The 19110-nt window shown below is 44.4% G+C and carries 24 protein-coding genes, 1 tRNA gene and 1 pseudogene; 15 read left to right on the forward strand and 11 right to left on the reverse strand.

Annotated features, from left to right (window positions below; all coding sequences use genetic code 11):
• Positions 1–3: 3 nt before the first annotated feature.
• Complete coding sequence (locus FC61_RS01245) at positions 4–522, forward strand: adenine phosphoribosyltransferase (protein WP_015473849.1); 519 nt, start codon at positions 4–6, stop codon at positions 520–522.
• Between the two features lie 63 nt (positions 523–585).
• Here the strand turns inward: FC61_RS01245 and FC61_RS01250 are convergent, their stop codons facing one another.
• Together FC61_RS01250 and FC61_RS01255 are read right to left on the reverse strand one after the other, a co-directional pair.
• Positions 586–1041, reverse strand: a complete 456-nt coding sequence (locus FC61_RS01250) for a universal stress protein (protein WP_011668046.1) — start codon at positions 1039–1041, stop codon at positions 586–588.
• 37 nt (positions 1042–1078) lie between these two features.
• On the reverse strand, positions 1079–1291 hold the full coding sequence (locus FC61_RS01255; protein WP_021741140.1) for a CsbD family protein: 213 nt from the start codon (positions 1289–1291) through the stop codon (positions 1079–1081).
• A 350-nt stretch (positions 1292–1641) separates the two neighbouring features.
• Here FC61_RS01255 and FC61_RS01260 point away from each other — a divergent pair, with 350 nt between their 5' ends.
• Positions 1642–2031, forward strand: a complete 390-nt coding sequence (locus FC61_RS01260) for a hypothetical protein (RefSeq protein ID WP_011668044.1) — start codon at positions 1642–1644, stop codon at positions 2029–2031.
• On the opposite strand, the gene FC61_RS01265 is transcribed toward FC61_RS01260, so the two are convergent.
• Positions 2028–2918 (reverse strand): diacylglycerol/lipid kinase family protein, encoded by an 891-nt coding sequence (locus tag FC61_RS01265; RefSeq protein WP_021741141.1) that lies wholly within the window; start codon positions 2916–2918, stop codon positions 2028–2030. The two genes, FC61_RS01260 and FC61_RS01265, sit on opposite strands and share 4 nt — an antisense overlap.
• A 218-nt stretch (positions 2919–3136) precedes the next feature.
• Here FC61_RS01265 and FC61_RS01270 point away from each other — a divergent pair, with 218 nt between their 5' ends.
• From FC61_RS01270 to FC61_RS01280, 3 genes are all read left to right on the forward strand, one after another.
• The gene (locus FC61_RS01270) at positions 3137–3535 is read left to right on the forward strand and encodes a TIR domain-containing protein (protein ID WP_021741142.1); all 399 of its coding nucleotides are present in this window, start codon (positions 3137–3139) and stop codon (positions 3533–3535) included.
• 53 nt (positions 3536–3588) lie between these two features.
• Positions 3589–3676 (forward strand) — tRNA-Ser (locus tag FC61_RS01275).
• Between the two features lie 385 nt (positions 3677–4061).
• Complete coding sequence (locus FC61_RS01280; protein ID WP_021741143.1) at positions 4062–4499, forward strand: hypothetical protein; 438 nt, start codon at positions 4062–4064, stop codon at positions 4497–4499.
• Between the two features lie 195 nt (positions 4500–4694).
• Here the strand turns inward: FC61_RS01280 and FC61_RS01285 are convergent, their stop codons facing one another.
• The 4 genes from FC61_RS01285 to FC61_RS01300 all read right to left on the reverse strand — a co-directional run bounded on the left by FC61_RS01285 (position 4695) and on the right by FC61_RS01300 (position 6446).
• Positions 4695–4901 carry a hypothetical protein gene (locus FC61_RS01285; RefSeq protein WP_021741144.1) on the reverse strand — a complete coding sequence of 69 codons (207 nt, stop codon included), beginning with the start codon at positions 4899–4901 and terminating at the stop codon, positions 4695–4697.
• Between the two features lie 80 nt (positions 4902–4981).
• Positions 4982–5446, reverse strand: a complete 465-nt coding sequence (gene ndk, locus FC61_RS01290) for a nucleoside-diphosphate kinase (RefSeq protein WP_024855595.1) — start codon at positions 5444–5446, stop codon at positions 4982–4984.
• Between the two features lie 142 nt (positions 5447–5588).
• On the reverse strand, positions 5589–5771 hold the full coding sequence (locus FC61_RS01295) for a PspC domain-containing protein (protein WP_015473842.1): 183 nt from the start codon (positions 5769–5771) through the stop codon (positions 5589–5591).
• A gap of 12 nt (positions 5772–5783) precedes the next feature.
• The gene (locus FC61_RS01300; protein WP_021741146.1) at positions 5784–6446 is read right to left on the reverse strand and encodes a histidine phosphatase family protein; all 663 of its coding nucleotides are present in this window, start codon (positions 6444–6446) and stop codon (positions 5784–5786) included.
• 160 nt (positions 6447–6606) lie between these two features.
• Here FC61_RS01300 and FC61_RS01305 point away from each other — a divergent pair, with 160 nt between their 5' ends.
• Positions 6607–7488 (forward strand): polyphosphate kinase 2 family protein, encoded by an 882-nt coding sequence (locus tag FC61_RS01305; protein ID WP_035464222.1) that lies wholly within the window; start codon positions 6607–6609, stop codon positions 7486–7488.
• A gap of 151 nt (positions 7489–7639) precedes the next feature.
• Positions 7640–8803, forward strand: coding sequence for a hydroxymethylglutaryl-CoA synthase (locus tag FC61_RS01310; RefSeq protein ID WP_035464246.1), 1164 nt, complete (start codon positions 7640–7642; stop codon positions 8801–8803).
• Positions 8804–8837: 34 nt separating this feature from the next.
• Here the strand turns inward: FC61_RS01310 and FC61_RS01315 are convergent, their stop codons facing one another.
• Positions 8838–9428: a hypothetical protein gene (locus FC61_RS01315; RefSeq protein WP_021741149.1), complete on the reverse strand. Its 591-nt coding sequence runs from the start codon at positions 9426–9428 to the stop codon at positions 8838–8840.
• A gap of 226 nt (positions 9429–9654) precedes the next feature.
• On the opposite strand from FC61_RS01315, the gene FC61_RS01320 reads away from it, so the two are divergent.
• Positions 9655–10095 (forward strand): nucleoside 2-deoxyribosyltransferase, encoded by a 441-nt coding sequence (locus tag FC61_RS01320; protein WP_021741150.1) that lies wholly within the window; start codon positions 9655–9657, stop codon positions 10093–10095.
• Positions 10096–10134: 39 nt separating this feature from the next.
• Here FC61_RS01320 and lexA read toward each other — a convergent pair whose 3' ends face one another.
• Complete coding sequence (gene lexA / locus FC61_RS01325) at positions 10135–10764, reverse strand: transcriptional repressor LexA (RefSeq protein ID WP_024855599.1); 630 nt, start codon at positions 10762–10764, stop codon at positions 10135–10137.
• A 183-nt stretch (positions 10765–10947) separates the two neighbouring features.
• On the opposite strand from lexA, the gene FC61_RS01330 reads away from it, so the two are divergent.
• The 4 genes and pseudogenes from FC61_RS01330 to FC61_RS01345 all read left to right on the forward strand — a co-directional run bounded on the left by FC61_RS01330 (position 10948) and on the right by FC61_RS01345 (position 15195).
• Complete coding sequence (locus tag FC61_RS01330; protein WP_011668032.1) at positions 10948–11196, forward strand: DUF896 domain-containing protein; 249 nt, start codon at positions 10948–10950, stop codon at positions 11194–11196.
• A 99-nt stretch (positions 11197–11295) separates the two neighbouring features.
• On the forward strand, positions 11296–11520 hold the full coding sequence (locus FC61_RS01335) for a YneF family protein (RefSeq protein WP_011668031.1): 225 nt from the start codon (positions 11296–11298) through the stop codon (positions 11518–11520).
• 131 nt (positions 11521–11651) lie between these two features.
• Positions 11652–13412, forward strand: a pseudogene (locus FC61_RS01340) (ABC transporter ATP-binding protein).
• Positions 13402–15195, forward strand: a complete 1794-nt coding sequence (locus tag FC61_RS01345) for an ABC transporter ATP-binding protein (protein ID WP_021741155.1) — start codon at positions 13402–13404, stop codon at positions 15193–15195. Before FC61_RS01340 ends, FC61_RS01345 begins: the two are co-directional and overlap by 11 nt.
• Positions 15196–15256: 61 nt before the next feature.
• On the opposite strand, the gene FC61_RS01350 is transcribed toward FC61_RS01345, so the two are convergent.
• Complete coding sequence (locus FC61_RS01350) at positions 15257–15898, reverse strand: lysophospholipid acyltransferase family protein (RefSeq protein ID WP_021741156.1); 642 nt, start codon at positions 15896–15898, stop codon at positions 15257–15259.
• An 86-nt stretch (positions 15899–15984) separates the two neighbouring features.
• Between FC61_RS01350 and FC61_RS01355 the strand changes: the two genes are divergently transcribed.
• The 3 genes from FC61_RS01355 (at position 15985) to FC61_RS01365 (ending at position 18078) form a co-directional block, all read left to right on the forward strand.
• Positions 15985–16740, forward strand: coding sequence for a tRNA1(Val) (adenine(37)-N6)-methyltransferase (locus FC61_RS01355; protein WP_176552866.1), 756 nt, complete (start codon positions 15985–15987; stop codon positions 16738–16740).
• Positions 16727–16996: a GIY-YIG nuclease family protein gene (locus tag FC61_RS01360; protein WP_021741158.1), complete on the forward strand. Its 270-nt coding sequence runs from the start codon at positions 16727–16729 to the stop codon at positions 16994–16996. Before FC61_RS01355 ends, FC61_RS01360 begins: the two co-directional genes overlap by 14 nt.
• Positions 16997–17079: 83 nt before the next feature.
• Positions 17080–18078, forward strand: a complete 999-nt coding sequence (locus tag FC61_RS01365; protein ID WP_021741159.1) for a D-2-hydroxyacid dehydrogenase — start codon at positions 17080–17082, stop codon at positions 18076–18078.
• Positions 18079–18199: 121 nt separating this feature from the next.
• Here the strand turns inward: FC61_RS01365 and FC61_RS01370 are convergent, their stop codons facing one another.
• Positions 18200–18919, reverse strand: a complete 720-nt coding sequence (locus tag FC61_RS01370; protein WP_021741161.1) for an HAD family hydrolase — start codon at positions 18917–18919, stop codon at positions 18200–18202.
• Between the last annotated feature and the right edge of the window lie 191 nt (positions 18920–19110).

Below are 19110 nucleotides of genomic sequence, written 5' to 3' on the forward strand. Positions count from 1 at the left end.
CTTATGGCAACTGATTTTACGAAATACATTGCAAGTGTTCCAGACTATCCTGAAAAGGGGATTATGTTCCGTGACATTTCACCACTGATGGCAGATGGTCAAGCCTTCCATGCGGCAACTGATGAGATTGTCGCTTACGCTAAGGATAAGGGCGTTGAAATGGTGGTTGGTCCAGAAGCCCGCGGTTTTATTGTGGGCTGTCCAGTGGCTTATGAAATGGGAATTGGTTTTGCACCAGCTCGTAAGGAAGGTAAACTTCCACGGGAAACGGTGAAAGCCAGCTACGATCTAGAATACGGGCAATCAGCCCTATATTTGCACAAGGATGCGATTAAGCCAGGACAAAAAGTCTTGGTCACAGATGACCTGTTGGCCACTGGTGGGACAATTGGCGCAACTATTCAACTAGTTGAAGACCTCGGTGGTATCGTGGTTGGAACGGCCTTTTTGATTGAATTACAAGATCTTCATGGTCGTGACAAGTTAAAGGGTTATGATATTTTTAGTTTAATGCAGTACTAAGTAAAAAAGCGCCAATCAACTTCCGATTAGGAAAGCTGATTGGCGCTTTTGATTAACTTGAAATTATTGGTCGTCTTCTTCGGGAACGTCATTGACAACAAAGACATTCGGCTCGGCGTGCTGAACAATATAGTTAGTGGTTGAACCAATCACTAACCGGGAGAAGGCGTTAGTCCCGGACTTACCAACAACGATTAAATCAATACCTAAATCAGCATCGTTGGCAATCTCCGTAATAATTTGTTTAGGAGCACCCTCCTTGAGGATCATGTCAGCATGAACCCCAGCGTTGTCAGCAACCTGTTTTGCCTTTTCCATCAATTCACGACCGTTTTGCCGCATTGAGGTAACCACTTCGGGATAACCCGCGCCTAATCCGCGGGAGGTAAACTGCGCAATATCAATGACGTGTAAGATCGTAATAGTTGCGTGCCAGTCCTTGGCAAGTGAAACGGCTGTGTTTAAGGCTTCAGCAGCATTGCTGGAACCATCTAACGGAACGAGTAGTCGATTATACATGGTCAAGACCTCCTTGTGGAATTCGGTGGGGGATGAGCTATTTTTTGGCGTTATCTAAATGTTCTTTGGCACTATCGGCAGCACCCTTTAAAGACTCTTTAGCTTGGGCAAATTTGTCTTTGGCCTTACCGGTTAATTGGTCGGCTTTGCCTTCGGTTTCCTTTTGCTTATCACCTGTGACTTTACCTGTGACCTCTTTAGCTTTACCTTGTAATTTATCCTTTGCTGCGTCGCCTTTAGTTGAACTCATAGATATGACCTCCTCTTAATTTACTAATCGTTTGGATTAGCTTATGAGTGTATTATGACAAAATTAATTCGATGTTTCAAGAAATATGCATGGCGAATAATTAACGGTAAGCAGAATAGCAAAAAACCGAGTGGATAGGGCCACTCGGTTTCAAAGGAGACAGTCCGTTGAGGAGGACGGAACTGAAAAAATGGTTACGTTCATCAACGACTAGCAAGTACTTTACAAAGGGGATAATACTGGCAAACTAATTCTAATAATTAGTTTGTAGTTATATTATGCGACAAGTAGTTTTGCGTCGCAATTAATATGCTCAGTGTTAGAATTTAAAAAGGAGAGGGATGATAATCGTGGACTTTATTGATTTAACGCCGATACAACTACGGCATACCCCATTAGGGACGCGTGGACAGCTACCGATATTGCATAATTGGCAGTTGGATTGGCACAAATTGGCGGCTTTGATTCAGGATAATCAGTCGGTGATGGCAGTCGTACAGGCGGGATTAGCCGAAGATTGGTTGAATACGCAAGGGACAATCTGGGATGAACAGATTGGTTATTATCGTTACCCCAATGATAACCGTGAACCGGATGACACGGTCTTTTGGGCGGCTTCCACTTGGGCTACTCCGGCCATATTGGTCACCTTTCACAATGAGCTAACGCAGGCCTTTGCGTGTTATTGTCAGGGGCGAGACCCTGACTTTCATTATCTTGGAAGCCGGGGAATAGATTAGTTCGGGGTCATGACTTGAATGAAATCGGAGCGAATAGCGACTTTGATTGGCAACTTAACACTAGGGTCACCATCAATACGCGTGTGAAGTGGACGATGAGATAAGTTTTCAATGGTAAGCGATGTACTTTTGAAATAACTAACACCGCGAGCATTCTTGAATTTTCCAGCAATGAATAACCGGCCGTAGTTCATGAGCTTACGGGGGGTAAAGCGGCGAAGGACGAAGGTGTGTAGTAAATCATCGTCAAAGCTGGCTTCTTGGTTAAAGGAAATAAAACCACCAACGGAATTAGTCGTGGTTATCAGGATAACTTGTGCCCGTTGGACGTGGGTCTGATCGTTAACAGTTAGCCGAAATTTGTAAGAGCGATTAGTAACTAATTGTTTAAATCCCTTAAATAGATAGATCATGGGTCCCCAACGCTTTTTCTCAGATTGCTTGACGTTTTGAGCGGTTTCGGCTAATTTACCGATGGTGAGACTGCTAACAATTGCTTGGCCAGTATCGGGGAGATAACCTAGGTCAACTGGTCGAGCGGTCCCTGTTAGGATGGTATCAATTGCGGCATCGGCTTCTAGCGGAAGACCTAAGGCTTTAGCAAAGTTATTGACGGTGCCACCGGGGATGATGCCCAAGGTAGTCCCGACGTTGGCTTTTAAAAGGGCCGTACAGGTGGTGTTTAGGGTGCCATCACCACCAATGGTGACGAGACAATCATAGTCTTTGGCGCGTTTTTGAATAGCCTGGAGGGCTTCTTGACGTGATTGTGTGGCTAATAGATCGGCATCCCCATGGGCGGTAGCCTGGCGTTGAAAATGATGGGCAATTTTTTCGTTATCATTGTTACCCGCACTGCCATTGTAAATGACAAGATATTTGGACATGAGGTTCACTCCTTCCGTTCAATTGTGCTGGATAGATGAGTTAATTGTAGGGATTTTTGTGATAGTGGTCAATGAATATACATAATAGGTGAGCGAATGTATCGCTTTTAAGTAAGGCTTGTTATATAGTTTTTATAAGAAATACATATGCTTGTTATGGTTTTGACTTTTGATACCGCTACACTTGTATCAAGTTAATTAAGAAGGGAGTTTGGATAATGAGCGATTTGTTTATTAGCTACCAGTCGGCAGACCCGTTAGCCCAATCATTCCAGGTCCAACTCCATGAATGGGCTGCGCAAAATTGGGCGTTTCCAACAGTGAGCTTTCATGAACAGGTGCCACCAGTCAAATTTCAGGGACGAGGGGCAGCAGCAATTCGGCGGCAGCTACGACGTGAGATTCGACAGACCCATCAATTACTAATTGTGGTTAGTCGTGAAACTTGGCAATCGGAATGGACGGACTGGGAGATTGCGACGGCTCGTCAGGAAGATAAGCGCTTATTAGCGGCAAGGATGGATAGCACTAACATTTCTCCGCTGGGGTTAGTGGATGCCCAAGCGGTGTGGATTGATCCGTTTGATCCGGCCGTCTTGATTCAGGGAGGAATTTAAAATCTAGGCTTGCATTTATGGTCATTATTGGTAAAATATACTAGTAGTGACTTGGAGAGTTGGCAGAGTGGTAATGCACCGGACTCGAAATCCGGCGAACCGGCTAATACCGGCGCGCAGGTTCAAATCCTGTACTCTCCTTTTTAAACCGCGTAAGAAGTATAATAAAAAATAGGAATCCCGTTAAATCAAAGTTTAGCGAGGTTCCTATTTTTTATAACTCGTTAAAAAGTAGGAGAAAATATATGAATTGAGAACGTTTTTAGAACACTCTTACTTGGTCACTTAATAGCTCCTAAAAATTATCCATTAGCGGTAATAAATGGATACACGAGATAATAATCGTTCAGAAGATTACTGTTCTTTAACGTAGCCTACATCCTACACTCATCAGATATGAACGACATTGTTGCATCGTCAAGGACTGATTATTGCAAATGTTATATCCAATATCTGAGAAATCATTGACAACAAAATCTATTTTAGGTATGTTTTAAATAGTAAATCTGTATACAGGGAGATAAGGATGAATAAGATTACGAAGACTATTGTGTTGGTTTTAACAACTGCTCTGGCATTTTGCATGGTGACGGGTTATGTTGCTGAGGCCAGTAGTACGGTTCCTAAGTCACTTAGGCATGAGTGGTATCAGCCGCTAAAAAACGTTAAGGATCCAATGTTCATAAAATTAAAGAGCCATGCGATGGACTCTGGTAGCAAAGCCTTTCATCACAAAATTTCTGGGAAAGATTTACAAGTTATTAAGAAATCCAAGGGATGGTATCAGATCGGTTATACAGGGAACAATAACCCTACTTACAAAGTAACTAGGCGGAAGGTTTCTGGAAAGAAACGAACAGTTCTGCTAAAGAAAAATAGTAGCCACTCTCATTATGCAGATGTCTTTCTCATTGGTAAGAAAACCAAAATGAATTTAGGGGAGTCGTCAGTATATCTTGGTTAAGCAGTACGGCTATATTTGGAAATGGAAGAAAGCAAAGTCTAATTTGAGTGTCAGGCTAGTCAATTAAATGTTCGAAACACACTGGAAATAGGTATTCAGGCAAGCAGCATCACCAAACCGCATTGTTTCAACCCAGTATCACTAAATCCAGATAACTAAAACCGGTCGCCAGCATCAACTAGCGACCGGTTTTAGTTATTTAACGGGTGTTGCGTATAAGATATTGGTTGGATTAATAACAACTGCCGTCCCATTCCAAGTAGTCCCTAACACAACGTCGGTTCGTTCAGCCGCCACACTTCGTAACGTCAAATGCTTCTCAGTATTGGCGAGGTAAACCGCAATCTTATCATTTTCTGTTGCTAATCGATAAAGCTCAGTTACCAGTGGATCTTTTTCCATTATATCAGGCCTCCATTTTTAATAAGTATACACTTTTGGCATATTAAAAAACGGCCAAAGATGGCCGTCGATATTTGAGTTTATTTTTTAGAAGGAGAGGCTTGTTGGTGCGCTTCCACTGCTAACTCAGGGAACCAGATTGCAATTTCGTGGTGCGCGTTTTCGCGACTGTCTGACGTATGCACGATATTTCTTAAAATACCATCAGGATAGGCATGAGCAAAGTCACCCCGAATCGTGCCTGGCTGGGCATCATTCGGCCGAGTTTTTCCAGCCAGATTATGCACAGTTTTGACCACATCAGTTCCTGTTACAATGATAGCAACCAGGGGACCTTCTTGCATATATGTCTGAATTTCATGAAAATAAGGCTTTTCAACTTGCTCACGGTAATGACGTTTGAGTTGATCAGTTGTTGCTGTGACCACCTTTAATGCCGTTATTTGATAGCGCTTACTTTCTAACCGTGAAATAATCTGACCGATATGACCTTCAGCGACACCATCTGGTTTTACCAAGACTAACGTTTTTTCTGAATTTGCCATAATGACGACCTCCTTGTAATTGGGCAAGTGTTGATTCATTGCTCATGGTATAACAAGTTGCTATCTTGAATTGTAGGAGATTCTGTGATGAACGTCAACTAGATCATTAAAAAAGCGCTCGGAAAAACCAAGCGCTTCAAGATTAAGCCGGGTCGCCCATTACCATCCACAAGATTAAATAAGCGATAACTGCTGGAAATGGGGTTAACGCTAAAATAACAAACAGGACGCGAGTAGCGGTTACATTCCAATTGAATTCGGCTGCCAATCCGCCAAGGACACCGGCGAATACACGATCCGTTGCTGAACGATGAATTTTTTTCATGTAGCTTACCTCCTAAGATTGAAAATCAATTTTATTGAAGAAGTCAACGTGAATATTATCGTCGGTAATTTCTAATTTGGTGATGCTACCGTTAATTGTTGCAACACCTTCGTCTAGTTCTGGTGCGTATCGATCAATGATTGAGCGAATGGTCATACCATGGGAGACAACCAAAACTTGGTCACCATCTTTTGAATTAGCCCGTAGCTTATCGAACCCACGATCTAATCGTTGCCAAAACATCTCATTGCTCTCAGCTTCACCGTATAGGTCAGCTTGGTGAATTAAGTCCCGTGCTTTTTCTAAGCCATAAGTTCCCAGCACAGCGGATTCAGAAGTTAACTGTACCTGAGCACCCACGAACTGCCACATCTGGTTTAGATCATTACCTTCAAAATACCCATGACACTGCTCCCGAAATTCAGGGTACTGGTAAGAGACGATATTCATATTTTCTGGATTTTGTTGTAGGGCGATATGTGCAGTTTCAATTGCACGACCTGAATCGCTACTATAGGCTGCAGCAAAGGGGATGTTTTTTAGCTGCTCACCGGCCCGCTTGGCATCAGCCCGTCCCTTCTCAGTTAATGGGGAATCAATCCAACCTTGGACCTTATTATAATGATTCAACATGGTTTGCCCGTGGCGGACAAAGTATGCTGTAATTTTCTTCATGACGTGGCACTCCTTTATAAACGACGTAAGTGGTTACACCTTTAGTATAGCAATGCTGATAAGCTAACGCGACCATTTTGTCGCGGAGATTTAACCCGCAAGTATTTTTTTCTGCGAGAAGTGGGTAAACATGCTATTGTATGGGAAGGAGGCGAGGGTCATGAGTACTGAAAGTCGTTATCGTTATACGGGTGAACCGCTTGAAGATCTGAGTAAGTGGGCAACGCGGGCAGCTCGGGTTCCCGAACAGGCCGTTATTGATGATGCGTTAGCTGCTAATGTGGCAACGCTAAGTGATTTGCAAAGCCGGCTATACGCGCAAAAAGAAACAGGTGTTATCGTTATCTTACAAGGCATGGACACGGCAGGAAAGGATGGACTGATTCGCCACGTGCTGAGTGGGCTTAATCCGGCAGGGACGAGCGTGGTTAGCTTTAAACAGCCAACTAATCGTCAATTGAGTCATGACTTCCTATGGCGGGTTAATCGCGAATTACCCGAACGAGGTGAGATTCGAATTTTTAACCGGTCTCAATACGAAGATGTTTTAATCAGCCGGGTGCACCCAGAGATGCTGCTAACGCAACATATTCCTGGCGTGACGACCCTAGCAGATGTGGGTGATGCTTTTTTTGACCGTCGCTATCGTGACTTGCGTCATTTTGAAACGTATTTACGGCATCAAGGTTTTGTGACAATCAAGTTTTTCCTACACCTTTCACGCGATGAACAAACGCGGCGCTTTGAACGACGGATTGAGATTCCAAGTAAAAATTGGAAATTTTCTCCCAGTGATATGCAGGAACGTGCTTTTTGGAATGATTATCAAGTTGCCTATACCAAGATGCTGACAAATACGGCCACCAAAAAAGATCCATGGTATATCATTCCCGCAGATGATAAGGGGGTCGCTCGGTTAATTGTTTCAAACATTTTAGTCAAGCGTCTTCAAGATTTACGACCGACCTATCCCCAGGTGACACCAGAAACGCAAGCTCAGCTACGGCAGACATTAGCAAAATTAAAAAGCAACGAATTGTAACTAACAAAAAGCCTTATATGTGACTCTAAGGTGAAATCTAAATGTTTAAAATTGTATAATACAATCTTGAAAAAGTTGTCGACCGAGCTTAAAAAATGCTACAGTAGGGCGAGTAACTTTGAACGTTCGAGGAGGCAGTCACATCATGACCGTGAAGGTAGGCATTGACAAAATTGGATTTTACACACCGAATCTGTATCTGGATATGGTGGACTTGGCGCATGCTAGAGGAGCAGACCCGGCAAAGTATCAAGTAGGAATCGGTCAATCAAAACAGGCGGTGATTCCGCCAACCCAGGATGTCGTCACCATGGCGGCCAATGCGGCTGCTCAAATTTTGACACCAACAATCAAAGCGCAGATTGCTATGGTCTTGTTTGGAACAGAATCTGGGATTGATAACTCCAAGGCGACTGCCGTTTATTTGGCCCACCTACTAGAACTTTCACCGCAAACGCGGGCGGTCGAACTTAAGCAAGCCTGTTATGGTGCTACTGCTGGGTTGCAGTTAGCGGCTGACTACGTTCGGGTTCATCCGCAAGCGAAGGTGTTGGTCATCGGTGCGGACATTGCGCGATACGGGTTGCGGACCGCCGGTGAGGTGACCCAAGGCGGTGGTGCCGTGGCAATGTTGGTAGCGGCTAACCCTCAGATTTTAGAATTAGAGGCCACGAGCAGTTATCATACGGCTGATGTCATGGATTTTTGGCGGCCAACTTATCGTACCGAAGCTTTGGTGGATGGTAAGTATTCAACGAATGTCTATCTTGATTTTTTTGCGGCCGTTTGGGCAGATTATCAACGACAGACCAAATTAACAATTGCGGACTTTGCGGCATTTGCATTCCATTTACCATTTACCAAAATGGGGCGTAAGGGATTACGGCAAATTTTGCCAACGGCCACACCTGAGCATCAAGCCCAGTTAACAGCCGCCTTTGAAGCCAGTCAAGCGGATAATCGGGATGTGGGTAACCTGTATACGGGTTCGTTATACTTAAGCTTTTTATCACTATTACGGCATGGTCATTTACAAGCAGGACAACGTATTGGCTTCTTTAGTTATGGGTCAGGGGCCGAGGGAGAATTCTTTAGTGGCCTTATCCAACCCAATTATCGTCAAGGGTTTGACGATGCTGCACTAACGGATCTGTTGGCTAACCGGCGAGCCGTTTCAGTAGCCGAGTATGAACAACTTTATAATCAGCAATTGAGTTCTGACGGCCAAGACGTGCAATTGGCAGTAGGACGAGAACAAGCGCCTTATTATTTAGCTGGTCGTCAACACGAGCAGCGGGTATATCGACGCCAATAACACTAAAAAAGGCCAGAATGTATTCTGGCCTTTTTTATGACTCAAATTTATTCTTAGTGACAAATCCATCTTTGTAAACCAGTACCGGAGATTGGTGACCAACGCGAATGACAAAGGTATATCCACGACCCAAAGCCTGTTTAAGTGATTGACTGGTCTTAGCAAAATTGTTGGTGAACTTAGGCCATTTGGCTGCCTTGGCTTGGCTGGGATCCTGATTGAGTGCAGCAATTGTTTTCTTAAGACTTTGACTGGTGACCGTCAGGGTGTAAGTCTTACTTTGAGCATCAAATGAGACCGATCCAAGTTTTGTCAGTGATTTAATAAGTTGTTGCTTAACCTTCTGCTCATTAGTTTTTTGGGTTGTTGCTTTAGTCGTACTTGAACTAGTCGAAAATGTCTGTGAGCTGGATGTGAGTGACACTTTTTTAGCCGCTTCAGTTGTTTGATGGCTGGGGTGGGACCAGTAAGGCAAGTTCCAAATTGCTAATACTGTCCCACACAGGGCAAGAAGTAAAATAAGACTCGATCCAATCTTCGAGTCGCCGCGTTGAGCAGCTGTCAATAAAGAAAATAGGGCGATAAGACTAATCAGTGCCCCAAATATAGCAAAACCAAGAATCATATTTGGCACCTCTCCGTGTGTAAGATGAGCTTAGTATAGCATGAAACAATTATAGAATAAAAGGCAATTCTGGTGTGCTTGTTTATTTATAGCGACATTTTTAACGATATTGAGCGGAGAAAAGGACCCTAAGTGAATTATAACCGAATATTAATTGAATTGGTGTCGCCAAGAGTTCACTTTTAAGGTATAATACCAATTATTCCAGAGAAATGAGGAGATTAGTGTGACCAACGTTTACTTAGCAGGACCTTTTTTTGATGATGAGCAAATTTCTCGAATTGAGCGTGCCGAGAAGGCTTTAGCCGCCAACCCACAGGTTAATCGTGTCTTTAGTCCACGATTAAGTGAGATCGCCGGACTGACCATGGGGACGCCAGAATGGGCCACGCAGACTTTCCAAATGGATGTTCACCAGATTGATGAAGCTGATGTTGTGGTGGCATTGGTTGATTTTGTGGATGACCAAGTAGATTCGGGTACGGCCTTTGAAATTGGCTATGCTTTTCATAGTGACAAACCAATCATTGTGTTACATGAGAAAGACACCATCTTGAATTTGATGTTAGCGGAAGGGTTACATGCCTATCTGCAGAAAGCAGAAAGTTTGGCCGCATACGACTTTACGAACCTCCCCGAGAGTCATTATCACGGAAAAGTCTTTTAGACGACAAAAAAGCATTTGGCCAACTGCCAAATGCTTTTTTTAATGAACATCATCGCGGAACAGCCCGACCACTTTGCCGAGAATACTAACTTGATTTAAAATAATGGGTGCCATCGTATCATTTTCGGGTTGTAATCGAAAATGGTCAGCTTCTTTGAAGAATCGTTTGCAAGTTGCTTCATTTTCTTCCGTCATGGCAATGACGATATCACCATTGTCGGCGGACTGTTGTCGGCGAACAATCACCTGATCGCCATTCAAGATACCAATGTTGATCATACTTTCGCCACGAATTGTCAACATGAACAATTGATCATCGTCATTTTCAAATTCAGGGGGAACTGGGAAATAGTCGGTGGCCTCCTGCACAGCCAAGATCGGTTCACCGGCTGTGACAGTTCCTAGGACAGGGATTTTGGTTTGTTCTTCATGAACACCCAATTCTTCAAGACCAGCGGAAGTGACTTCTAATGCCCGTGGTTTGGTTGGATCTTTGGTGATAAATCCCTTTTTTTCTAGACGGGCGATATGACCGTGAACCGTTGAGGTTGAGGAGAGCGCCACGGCTTCACCGATTTCCCGAACAGTCGGCGGATACCCTTTCTCGTTAACTCGTTCCCAAATGAAGCGAAGAACGGCGATTTGTTTACTTTCAGAAGCTTTGCTCATCGTTACTGCCACCTCGTTCGTCATTTGTAGTATAGTTTAAGTTGATTGTAGCATAGCCATCGTCGTTTTTCAAACAGATGTTCGGCTTAATTGGTTGAATTTTTGGGGTGACCCTGATATGATGGGGCATGGCTAAATTTGAAGTATTGAAATATAAAAAAGATGAAGTTAGGGGGACTGTTCATGGCAGAACCAACAATGGATAGTTTATTAGCACGAATTAATGAACTGGCACATAAAAATAAAACGGATGGCTTAACGGATGAAGAAACGGCTGAGCGTGACCATTTACGTAAGCAATATCTCAAACTCTTTCGGGAGAGCTTCCGGAGCCAAGTTGAGATGATGCAGGTTTACGACAAGGCTGGGAAAGAAGTCACCCCAGAAAAAGTTCGTCAAATCCAACGTGATAAAGGGTTACGAGACGATTAACCTGATGAGCGAGTCGCTTTTCTAGGATTCGCTCTTTTATTTTGCTTTAAGTTTGTGTAAAATTAAGCTTGAATGTCTTTAACAAAGGAGGGGAACAAATTGGCAACTTGGATTTGGATTCTAATTGTGATTGTCGTAGGCTTAGCTTGTGCAGCTGGTGGCTTCTACGGCGCTCGGAAGTACATGGAAAACTATTTGAAAGATAATCCGCCGATTAATGAAGATCAATTACGTGCGATGATGTTACAGATGGGGCAAAAACCATCCCAACGGAAATTACACCAAATGATGGCCGCAATGCAGCAAAATGCGCGGAAAAAATAACGGTTAATCTCGACTCGTTTCCCATTTGTGGGAGACGAGTCTTTTTATTTGTATTTTAAAAATAGTTCGGTAGAATGGTAAAGTCTGTGCTATATTTTAATCATATTTTAATTTTTTAAGGAGGGTTGTTCGTGAGTATTTTTCGAAAACTAGCTTGGTACTTTCGTTTGGAATGGCGACGGTATCTGATCGGTATTATTGGATTGCTGTTAACGGCAATTGTGGCCATTATTCCGCCACGGATTATTGGGAATATGGTAGACGGCATTCACGGGCAGACCATGACAGGTCGACTGTTGGCACTGGATCTGATGTGGGTGACGGTTGCGGCGGTAGTCCAGTACGGAACGCGTTATATTTGGCGCAATGCCATTTGGGGTGGTGCGGCTCACTTGGAACAACTGTTGAGAAATCAGCTGTTTAGCCACTTTATGCAGATGGATCGGGTCTTTTATCAGAAGTATCGAACCGGTGATTTGATGGCACATGCGACCAATGATCTGGAAGCCATTCAACGGGTAGCTGGCGGTGGAATTTTACAATTTGCCGATGCCATCATTACGGGTGGGACCACCTTGATTGCGATGATGGCACTGGTCAACTGGCGTTTGACCCTCCTGGCTATTTTGCCATTTCCGCTTTTGGCGCTTGTTTCTTGGTACCTCGGGCAAAAGATTCATCGGGCCTTTGGCGAATCTCAAGCGGCTTTTTCACGGCTAAATAATAAGGCACAAGAAAGTATTAGTGGGATTAAAGTCATCAAAGCACTAGGCCAAGATGACGCGGATGTGGCTGATTTTGACCAGCAAGTTGCTCATACAATTAATATTAATCGACGGGTCAATCGGTTGGACTCTTTGTTTGATCCGGCAATCACCTTGATTATCTCAATCTCTTACGTGGCAACAATCGTATTAGGTGGGCTCTTTGTGACCCATCAGGTGATTACCATTGGTAATTTGGTGTCATTTATTAGTTATTTGGCAATGATGGTGTGGCCAATGTTTGCGGTCGGCATGCTCTTTAACACGATGGAACGTGGGAATGCAAGCTACGATCGGGTGATGGAGTTGTTGGATCAGAAAACTCATATTATCGATCAAACAAATGGGCTTCAACAGCGGCCTAAGGGAACTTTAGCGTATCACGTTGCCCAATTTGACTATCCGGACGATGCGGGTGCTAGTCTGCAGCAGGTTGATTTCACGTTACCAGCAGGTCACACGTTGGGAATTGTCGGCCGGGTTGGGGCTGGTAAGTCGACAATAATGAAATTGATTTTACGTGAGTTTGACAATTATCAAGGTCAGATCATGTTTGGTGGTCATGATATTAAGGACTATGCGTTAGATAGTTATTTACCTGCAATTGGGTATGTCCCACAAGAAAGTTTTTTATTTTCGACCAACATTTTTGAAAATATTCGCTTTGCCCGACCAACCGCAACGAAAGCTGAAGTTGAAGCCGCTGCTGCCAAAAGCGATTTAGCTGGACAGATTGCTAAGCTTCCGGCGGGCTATGCGACGGAAGTTGGCTAAGAGGGTATTTCGCTATCTGGCGGACAGCGTCAGCGATTGGCGATTGCCCGAGCGTTACTGATTAATCCAGAATTGCTGATTTTGGATGATGCCTTATCTGCCGTGGATGCAGAAACGGAAGCTGAAATCTTGGCTAACTTGAAGCAAGAGCGGGCGAACAAAACGACAATTATCTCTGCTCATCGGTTAAGTTCGGTGATGAATGCCGATGAAATTCTAGTGCTGGGCCACGGTCAAGTGATTGAACGAGGCACCCATGATGAATTAATGGGGACACATGGTTGGTACCAGCAAATGTTTGAACGGCAACAGTTAGAAACACAAGTGCAAGGAGGGGTGACAGATGGCCGATAAACCACATGAATCAGCGTGGGCACGTAGTATGTCTACTAAAGAACAGCTAGGCGTTATTAAACGGTTATTTAAGTTTGCCGCGCCTTACAAGTGGTTCTTCATTGGGTCAATCATTCTATCAGCTGTGATCAGTGCTGTTAACGTCTTTTTGCCATGGTTATTACAAGTTTACATGGACCGTTATTTGCGGACGAGTCAGGCATCGTTGGCCATTATGTGGATGTTTGCGGGACTCTACCTTTTAGGGATGATCACGAAAGCTATCTTTCAGTTCTGGCAAAATTATACCAGCACCATGGGAGCTGAGTATATGTTGGAAAATGTCCGGCGTCGGTTATTTAATAATCTCCATGCTAAAGGTATGCGATACTTTGATCAAACGCCGGGGGGGTCAATTTTGTCACGACTCATGAATGACACGATGACCTTTGCCAATTTTTGGGCGCTGTTCAATACCCTTGTTTTGGCGCTATTTGCGGTCATTTCATCATTTATTGCTATGTACGTGACGGACGTCACGGTGGCGTTGTGGACGCTAGTCTTGGTGCCATTTTTGGCCTTGACTATTTGGTATTATCAGCGCTTTAGTTCACGGGTTTACCGGCGAATGCGGGAACGCCTCAGTGAATTAAATACGAAACTGGCTGAAGCAATTACAGGAATCACGGTCATTCAAGAATTTCGACAGGAACGACGGACAGCAACAAACTTCGAGAAGACCAACGCTGCCTATTATGGTACGCGGCGGGCAATGATTCGGACAAATTCCTTATTATTGAGCCCAATTATTAATCTCTTTTATGCCTTGGGGACGGTTATTGTCCTGAGTCTCTTTGGGATTCGCGGCTTACATGAGGTTGTGGCGGCTGGTGTTATTTACGCCTTCATTACGTATTTAAATAACTTTTACAGTCCCATGAGTAACATGATGGACAATCTTAGTGATTTTCAAAATGGGATGGTGGCTGGTTCCCGGGTGTTACGAATCTTAGATGATCAGACGCTAGCACCACAGCAACACCCAGTAGCGGATGCTAAGATTACTCGGGGCAAGATAGAATTTCGGCACGTGACGTTTGCTTACGATGCCGAGCATCCCGTCTTACGAGACGTATCATTTGTGGCCGAACCAGGTCAAACGGTGGCCTTGGTCGGGCAAACCGGTTCTGGTAAAACATCAACGATTAATGTATTGATGCGTTTCTATGAATTTCAAGGTGGTCAGGTCTTAATTGATGACCGCGATATTCGGGACTATCCAGCCGAGGAGTTACGCGCCAAAATGGGATTGGTTTTACAAGAACCTCAGTTATTCTATGGTGATATTCAAACCAATATTCGGATGTTTAATCCGGCCATCTCTGATGAGCAAGTGCAACGAGCCGCTCACTTTGTTCAAGCAGATGAGTTCATTGAACAACTGCCACAAGGCTACGCAACGCCAGTGTTGGAACGGGGAACGGAATATTCGGCTGGTCAACGCCAGTTAATTACGTTTGCGCGAACAGTGGTGACGGACCCCAAAATTCTAATTTTGGATGAGGCAACGGCTAATGTGGATACCGAAACAGAAACGATGATTCAGACTGGCTTGGATCGGATTCAAGAAAATCGAACGACCATTGCGATTGCACATCGGCTATCGACCATTCAAAATGCCGATCTCATTTTGGTTTTGAATCAAGGAAAAATTGTTGAACGGGGCACTAATGACGACTTGATGCAGCAGCATGGTTATTACTATGATATGATTCAACTACAAAATTCCGCTCACGTTGAGTAAGTGGGGATTTACAAAAAAATCGGCTCGTTCAGAAGTTATTTCTGAGCGGACCGATTTTTATTTAATCTGTATGCGCGTCTTTTTTCTCAGTGACGTCAACGTAATGAAAAGTTGGGTCAATTTCACGATCTAATTGGTCAAAGGCAGCTTGCATTTGTTGTTCAATCTGTGCTTGGCCTTCTTCATTAAGCTTCAGTTTGCGATCAATCGCAATTGGTTTGCCAAATGCGATGGTCACGGGCTTGCGGGTAAATAATTGCTTGAACGTGAGGGGGCCCTGATACACAGCGGGAACCAGGGGAACGCCAGCCATCTTAGCAATAACGGCCGCGCCACCCTTTAATTCATTTGAGTGACGAGATCCCGAAGGAAACATAATTAGGGATAGATCACCTTGGCGCAGAATGCGCACAGGTGTTTTGATGGCAGAAGGCCCCGGATGGTCACGATTTACTGGAAAACCATTGACATGTTTCAACAACCATCGGAAAATGGGGTTTTGAAATAATTCTTCTTTAGCCATAAAACTAAATTTACGGGGATAGGCCGCCATGGCAAAGTAGACTGGATCAAACCAAGTCCGGTGAGGACCAACGAGAACGTAAGGCCCTTCAGGTAGGTTATCTTGATTAACGTAGCGTGCGCGCCCGTTAACGAGGTACAAGATGGTACAAACAACCCCGCGTAAAAAACGATAAAACATGTGGTGCACTCCTCTCACATGGTACTATTTTATCTAGTATGCAAAAAAAAACGGCTAGTTGCAAGTGATCTTATTGGGAAAAGGATGTGGTGGGGATGCAATTAAACCCCGATGAACGAATCGATCAACTCTATAGTCAAGATATTAAAATCATTCAAAGCCCAGAGGTATTTGCCTTTTCACTGGATGCGGTTTTGCTCGCGGACTTTGCGAAGTTACCGATCAGAGCCACCAGTCAAACAGTTGATTTATGCGCTGGTAATGGGGCAGTCGGCTTATTCATGAGTCACCAAACGCACGGTCAGATTGCTGAAGTTGAAATTCAACCACGGTTAGCAGATATGGCACGGCGGAGCATTGAACTGAATCAACTGAGCGATCGTTTGAGCGTCTATGAAGGGGATTTAGCGGACGTTACGCAATGGATTCCCAAGGATTCAGTTGATGTTGTGACGTGTAATCCACCATACTTTGCGGATTTGCCGGATAGTCAAAAGAACCCGAATCAGTATTTGGCCATCGCCCGCCACGAGATTGCGACTGATTTAGCAACCGTTGTTGCGACAACGAGTGGGTTGTTAAAAATGACTGGCAAGGCCTACTTTGTGCATCGGCCGGATCGGTTGGGTCAGCTATTTCAATTGTTTTCTGAAAATCGGTTGGCACCGAAAAAAGTTCGGTTAGTTTATCCTAAACCGCACAAGGAAGCCAATATGGTATTGGTTGAAGCCATTAAGGACGGTAAGACAGGTGGCTTACGGTTTATGGAACCACTGACGGTTTATGACGCACAGGGACATTACACACCTGAAGTGGAGGCGTTGCTGTATGGACGAGCCTAAGCAGTATTATTTTTATGTTCTGTTATGTGCAGATCAGTCCTTATATGGTGGTTTTACCACTGATGTGGCGAAGCGTTTTGCCACGCATCTAGCGGGTAAAGGGGCTAAATATACTCGGGTTCATCGCCCGTTGAAGGTTCTGTATAGTGAGGCCTTCGATAATAAACATGATGCCTTACACGCTGAGTGGGCGTTTAAGCATCAAAGTCGACAAAAGAAGGTCACCTTCCTAGCCAATCATGGCGTAAGCATTTAACACGTCATATGGTATTGACTTATGTTAAACTAACGGGTAGAACGTGGAACATGTTCAAAGATTAATTTGAGGAGGAACTTACTGTGAAAATTATTGCTTATGGCATTCGTGACGACGAACAACCTTACTTAGAACAATGGTCTAAGGACCAAGGCATCGAAGTCAAAGCGGTTGCGGAACTGTTAGATGAACAGACCGTCGACTTGGCTAAAGGCTATGACGGGGCAGTAGTCTACCAACAAAAGCCTTATACAGCGGCCGTGTTGGATCAATTGGCAGCTAACGGTGTGACGAACCTATCCCTACGGAACGTTGGGGTGGATAATGTGGATGCTGATGCGGTCAAACGAAATGGGTTCAAGGTGACCAACGTGCCAGCCTATTCACCGGCGGCAATTGCTGAATTAACGGTGACTCAGTTGATGCGGCTGTTGCGGCGGACACCCACATTTGACCGTAAACAGGCACAAGGAGATTTGACTTGGGCACCAGATATCGCCGATGAATTAAATCAGATGACGGTTGGTATTGTAGCTACGGGTCGAATTGGACGTGCGGCCATGCGTATTTACCAAGGCTTTGGTGCAAAAGTCATTGCTTACGATGTTTTCCACAATCCGGAATTAGAAAAGCAAGGCATTTATGTCGATACCTTGGATGAATTGTATGCCCAAGCCGATGTCATCTCCTTACATGCCCCTGCAACTAAGGATAATGACCATATGCTAGATGATGCGGCCTTTGCTAAAATGAAGGATGGCGTGTGGATTTTGAACCCCGCCCGTGGTGCCTTAATTGATACCGATGCGTTAATTCGGGCCTTGGATAGTGGCAAGGTTGCGGGTGCGGCCCTTGATGTTTATGAGGACGAAGTGGGAATCTTTAACGCCGACTTTAAGAACTTTGATGCCATCCCAGATGAACGGCTCAAGAATTTGATGAAGCGTGAAAATGTTTTAGTGACGCCGCACATTGCTTTTTATACCAAGACGGCGGTTAAGAACATGGTGCAATTTGCTTTAAATAACAATAAACAATTGATTGAAACGGGTCAGGCTGAAAACGAAGTCTCGTTCGACTAAATTACAACCAAAAAATCGGTACCTTCAGCGTTTGTTGCAACTGAAGGTACCGATTTTTTGTTTTTATGATTAGATGTTGCGGCATAGACGATTATGCCATGTTCTGGCACATTCATCAGTTCTATGAGCATTCAGCCACGGCGGTAAGCGCCAGTAGAAGATCTTGAAGCTCAAGCGAATCGCCAACCGTTTGATCGGGAATCCAATCGCCGTCTGGCGTTTCTAAATTACGGTGGTTAAACCAAAAGGCATGCCAACCAGCTTGCTTAGCACCCTTGACATCCATACCGTAACAATCGCCAACGTAGGCCACTTCACTGGCTCGTAAGTTGAGCCGATGATTCATGAGGGTGAAAATCTGTGGATCAGGTTTCGCCAGACCCACTTCCTCAGATGTGATAATTGCCTCGCGGTCAATCCATCGATGCATCTGTAACTGCATCACCTTGTCTAACTGGTGTTGCGTTTTACCATTGGTAATGATTCCCAATTGGAATTGATCTTTAAGCTGATCTAAGGCAGTTGGTAAGCCAGGGAATAATTGGATGCGCTGCAAGCCAGTTGCGTAGGCTCGTTCAAAATCAACCGCTGCTTCTGTACTGACAGGGGCTAATCCTTGCTGGTGTAACGCGTGATTGAGCCGCTTAACGGCCATTTCTTCATGAGACCAGTGACCAGCAGCTACTTTGGCGTAGACGCTAGCACTCTGGCAACGATAAGCTTGGAAAAGTTGATTAATATCAGCGTCAACCGTTGGCATAAGTGACTTTAAGGCTGCCGCAAACGGCGCCCGTTGATCATAGAGCGTGTCATCGACATCAAAGACGACCGCTTTTATCATTGCGTTTCCTCCTCGGTTAAATCCATAGCAGTTTACCACATTACCAGAAAAAAGCCAATTTAATGCAAAAAAGTGCGGATTTAGCTTGTGTTCGCTCCTGGCATTTTGTATAATAACTTTCGGTGCGTATGCGCCAATTCACACCTCGAGTGATGATTGAAGGGGTGCTCGCTTGCGAGTTCTTCGATCGT

The organism is Levilactobacillus brevis ATCC 14869 = DSM 20054, from assembly GCF_001433855.1.
Lineage (GTDB): Bacteria > Bacillota > Bacilli > Lactobacillales > Lactobacillaceae > Levilactobacillus > Levilactobacillus brevis.

What these genes read in the sequence shown, in the direction of transcription:
- FC61_RS01305 (WP_035464222.1), top strand. Translation starts at nt 6,607, where the DNA reads ATGAGTACTGAAAGTCGTTATCGTTATACGGGTGAACCGCTTGAAGAT.
- FC61_RS01330 (WP_011668032.1), top strand. Translation starts at nt 10,948, where the DNA reads ATGGCAGAACCAACAATGGATAGTTTATTAGCACGAATTAATGAACTG.
- FC61_RS01270 (WP_021741142.1), top strand. Translation starts at nt 3,137, where the DNA reads ATGAGCGATTTGTTTATTAGCTACCAGTCGGCAGACCCGTTAGCCCAA.
- FC61_RS01250 (WP_011668046.1), bottom strand. Translation starts at nt 1,041, where the DNA reads ATGTATAATCGACTACTCGTTCCGTTAGATGGTTCCAGCAATGCTGCT.
- FC61_RS01345 (WP_021741155.1), top strand. Translation starts at nt 13,402, where the DNA reads ATGGCCGATAAACCACATGAATCAGCGTGGGCACGTAGTATGTCTACT.
- FC61_RS01315 (WP_021741149.1), bottom strand. Translation starts at nt 9,428, where the DNA reads ATGATTCTTGGTTTTGCTATATTTGGGGCACTGATTAGTCTTATCGCC.
- FC61_RS01285 (WP_021741144.1), bottom strand. Translation starts at nt 4,901, where the DNA reads ATGGAAAAAGATCCACTGGTAACTGAGCTTTATCGATTAGCAACAGAA.
- FC61_RS01370 (WP_021741161.1), bottom strand. Translation starts at nt 18,919, where the DNA reads ATGATAAAAGCGGTCGTCTTTGATGTCGATGACACGCTCTATGATCAA.
- FC61_RS01255 (WP_021741140.1), bottom strand. Translation starts at nt 1,291, where the DNA reads ATGAGTTCAACTAAAGGCGACGCAGCAAAGGATAAATTACAAGGTAAA.
- ndk (WP_024855595.1), bottom strand. Translation starts at nt 5,446, where the DNA reads ATGGCAAATTCAGAAAAAACGTTAGTCTTGGTAAAACCAGATGGTGTC.
- FC61_RS01265 (WP_021741141.1), bottom strand. Translation starts at nt 2,918, where the DNA reads ATGTCCAAATATCTTGTCATTTACAATGGCAGTGCGGGTAACAATGAT.
- FC61_RS01245 (WP_015473849.1), top strand. Translation starts at nt 4, where the DNA reads ATGGCAACTGATTTTACGAAATACATTGCAAGTGTTCCAGACTATCCT.
- FC61_RS01295 (WP_015473842.1), bottom strand. Translation starts at nt 5,771, where the DNA reads ATGAAAAAAATTCATCGTTCAGCAACGGATCGTGTATTCGCCGGTGTC.
- FC61_RS01360 (WP_021741158.1), top strand. Translation starts at nt 16,727, where the DNA reads ATGGACGAGCCTAAGCAGTATTATTTTTATGTTCTGTTATGTGCAGAT.
- FC61_RS01300 (WP_021741146.1), bottom strand. Translation starts at nt 6,446, where the DNA reads ATGAAGAAAATTACAGCATACTTTGTCCGCCACGGGCAAACCATGTTG.
- FC61_RS01350 (WP_021741156.1), bottom strand. Translation starts at nt 15,898, where the DNA reads ATGTTTTATCGTTTTTTACGCGGGGTTGTTTGTACCATCTTGTACCTC.
- lexA (WP_024855599.1), bottom strand. Translation starts at nt 10,764, where the DNA reads ATGAGCAAAGCTTCTGAAAGTAAACAAATCGCCGTTCTTCGCTTCATT.
- FC61_RS01280 (WP_021741143.1), top strand. Translation starts at nt 4,062, where the DNA reads ATGAATAAGATTACGAAGACTATTGTGTTGGTTTTAACAACTGCTCTG.